This window comes from uncultured Lamprocystis sp. (assembly GCF_903933125.1).
In the GTDB taxonomy this organism is placed as follows: Bacteria; Pseudomonadota; Gammaproteobacteria; order Chromatiales; family Chromatiaceae; genus Thiodictyon.
The window spans coordinates 1-2,665 of sequence record NZ_CAIZIZ010000115.1; the positions used below are offsets into that span (position 1 = coordinate 1).

Here is a 2,665-nt window from a genome sequence, read left to right on the forward strand (position 1 = left end):
CACCGTCACCCCCAGTGATCTGACGAGTCCCAAGACCCTGCGCGCTTCGGTAGACGGCCACTGCGGGACCACCGAGTCCGACGAAACCAACAATCAGGCCACCCGGTCCTATCCCGTCGTGGCCCCGGACTTCGTCATCACCGACATCGTCCTGCCGACCAGCACGCCGGTCGTCGACATCCCCTTTGACGTCCAGATCACCGTGACCAACCAGGGCATGGCGAGCGGTCATGGCGGCTCTCTGAACGTCTGGTCCGACCACGCCACGGCGGCGGACTGCTGGGAAGGTCCGGACACGCAAGTCGATGTCGGGACCCTGGCGGTGGGCGAAAGCAAGACCCTGATCCTCACCGTCACCCCCAGCGATCTGACCAGCCCCAAGACCCTGCGCGCCTTCGTAGACGGCTACTGCCAGACCACCGAGTCCGATGAAGCCAACAATCAGGCCACCCGGTCTTATGCCGTTCTGTCGGAAGCCCCACCATACACGTTGACGGTTGCCATGTCCGGCAGCGGGACAGGCACCGTCGGGGGTGGCGGGACCTATCCCCAAGGCACCATCGTCACCCCTACGGCCGTGCCCGCGGATGGGTCGAGTTTCACCGGATGGATGCCGACCAGTTGCGGTGCCCCCTTCGCGCTGATCCAGGACACCCTCTGTTCGGCAACCTTCACCCGCAAGCAGGATCTTGTCTGTGCGGGACCGCCCGCGGATCTGGTCGCCTGGTGGAAGGCGGAGGGCAATGCCAACGATTCGCTCGGCGGCCACCATGGGACACTTATAAACGGTACGGCCTTCAGTACGGGCAACGTCAGGCATGCCTTCCAATTCGACGGTGCGGACGATGCGGTCGATGTACCCGACAGCGATCAATGGACATTGGGCACCCAGGATTTCACGATCGACCTCTGGGTCAATTTTGACCAGATCGCCGGCCGCTCTCCATTCGTTGGTCACAATAATGGCAGTGGTGGGCAAGACAAATGGATTTTCTGGTATGACGAGTCTGGTCATACCACCCCGAGCGGGCCGGCGCTGCGGTTTCATATCAACAGCGATGGACCCTTTGGCGCGATCGACACCATCCATTCCCCTTGGAGCCCCATTGTCGGACGCTGGTATCATGTCGCGGTGACACGTCAGGGGAGCACCTATGCGCTATTCATTGATGGCTCCCAGGTAGCGACCGCGACCGACCAGCACGATGAAATCCAGGATGCGACCGCGCCCGTGACGATCGGGTGGTCAGAGGGATACGCCTTCCCGGGCCGTATCGACGAAATCGATATTTTCAATCGCGCCTTGTCGGCCGAAGCGATACACGCTATCTTCGCCGCCGGCAGCGCGGGCAAGTGTTTCTCCGATACCGATGCCGACGAAATCGCTGACGCTAGCGACAACTGCCCGCTGATCGCCAACGCAGACCAGACGGACACCGACGGCGATGACCAGGGCAATGCCTGCGACAGCGACGACGACAACGATACGATCCCAGATGCCGCTGACAACTGCCCGCTGATCGCCAATCCTGATCAGACCGATACGAATGGCGATGGCGTCGGTGATGCCTGCGCAATTCTTGCAATGACGTTCGATGCCCAGCAAAAAGGAACCGCATTCCCCTTCGGCGCAACCTATTCGGAAAACGGCATCCTCGCAACATCCTACTCCAACATTGCGCAGTTTGGCGACCCGCTCTATACCGCTGACACGACACCGCTCTATTTCCACGGACCAGACGAATATATCGAATTCCGAAGGGTGGACGGCGGCACGTTCGACCTCGACAGCTTTTACCTCGTGACCAACGGGTTTGACGGCCGCTGGATCGAGACCTCAAAGACAACTCAGCGCGCCAGTTTGGGGCAACCCACCGAACTGACGCTGTTGCAATTTACAGGTGATGAGTACGTGGGCATTTCCTGGTTCAGAATCGGCACCCCAACATGGGCGACCCAAATCGACACCATTCGGGTGCGGCCACAGGGTGCGAACGGTTGCCAAACCGGCCCTCTGACCATCAACGGAGCCACCTTCGGCCCCGGCACGGCCACGCGGGGCTCCCAAACCAGCATCGCCACGCAGGGCAGCGTGATGGTGCAAACCGGAGCGAACGTTACCTTCCGTGCCCCGTTCCACCGCTATAGGCCGGGTCTGCGTGTCGCCACCGGCGCCGTCTTCCGCGCCCAGACCGGGGTAGTCGCGTGCAGCGCCGCGGCCCGCACTCCGGCCGCTGCCGCCCCATCCGCCTCCGCGTCCGCAGCCGGGGCGGCGGTTGAAACGGCGCCCCCTACCGCGCCATTGCCCTTCACCGGCATGGACGCCCTGCCCCCATGGATCCAGGAACGGCTTGCCGCCCGCGGCATCGACCGCCAAGCCGTGGCGCAGGCCCTGCTCGACCCGCAGGGTCAGTGGTTGCTGTTTGAGACGCCCCAGGGTATCAACCCCGCCGACCGTAACGGGACCAGCGACATCTATCGGCTTGACCTGCTCGACGAGCGTCTCGCCCTGCTCAGCCGTGCGCAGTCCGGCGCGGCCGGCAATGGCCCCAGCCGCTACCCCGCCGCCGATGCCCTCGGCGACTGGGTTGTTTTCCAGAGCGAAGCCAATGACCTGGTGTCGGACGACGATAACGGCGTGAGTGACATCTTCCTGCACGAAGTG

General features: G+C 63.0%; 1 protein-coding gene. It reads left to right on the forward strand.

Annotated features, from left to right (window positions below; genetic code table 11):
- Nucleotides 1-2,665 (forward strand): LamG-like jellyroll fold domain-containing protein (locus QZY03_RS05195; RefSeq protein ID WP_295578733.1); only part of this gene is annotated, 2,665 nt, incomplete at both ends.